General features: G+C 31.5%; 2 protein-coding genes. Both read right to left on the reverse strand.

The window, feature by feature from the left end:
• On the reverse strand, positions 1 to 218 hold a 218-nt coding region (locus ABAC460_RS49395; RefSeq protein WP_081716712.1), incomplete at its 3' end, for a RelA/SpoT family protein.
• Positions 218 to 743 (reverse strand): hypothetical protein (locus ABAC460_RS50990; protein WP_235075871.1); only part of this gene is annotated, 526 nt, incomplete at its 5' end. The genes ABAC460_RS49395 and ABAC460_RS50990, both read right to left, overlap by 1 nt.

A 743-nucleotide genomic window follows, 5' to 3' on the forward strand; every position in this document is an offset into this window, starting at 1 on the left:
TCATCAGGAAAATACAATATTATCCTAACACCAAATAGATCTTGAATTTTCCTGCCATCTGGAGAATATTTCTCAGGATCTTTTTCATACTTCTTGAGTATAGAGTTTTCAGATTTTGTTCTAGAGAAAAAACGATAAAGTAAACCAATGCGATTAAGTTCGCTTTCAATATCTTTTTGTAAAGCTTGGATGATTCTCAGTTCATTTGCATTATACATTAGAACGTCCTCCCTAGAATCATTTTTATTTCTGATATTCTTGACATATTAAGTTCAAGGAATGAGCGTTTGTCCGGTGTGAGTAAAAAGCCTTCTTTCCTCAATTTCCCTATGGAATGGAGTATTTCATTTAATTGAAATTGATTGTTATTAGAACACAAGCCTTTTATTGGGCGGTGTTTATGATAACTAATACTTCCTTTTGGACAAAACTTTTCAAGAATATAAATATCACAATCTGTTAAGTTATTATCATTTCCGTCATCAATCTCAATAGATGTTCTGTTAATCGCATCATTGTCACAATCACACCCTAAGAAATAAATATCATTTCGTCCTTCAAGTGCAATAAAAGTACAGTCCGTGAAAGAACAGTTTACAAATGTAACGTTATTGAAGTTTATACAACTGAATGTGCTACTAAAAAACGCGCAGTCAACAAAGATAGTATCATGTACTTTATTTATTTCACCTAAAGATAGTTTTGATATGGATAATTGCTCTACACTATCTTGTTGTAAATCC

This window comes from Asticcacaulis sp. AC460, from assembly GCF_000495795.1.
Lineage (GTDB): Bacteria > Pseudomonadota > Alphaproteobacteria > Caulobacterales > Caulobacteraceae > Asticcacaulis.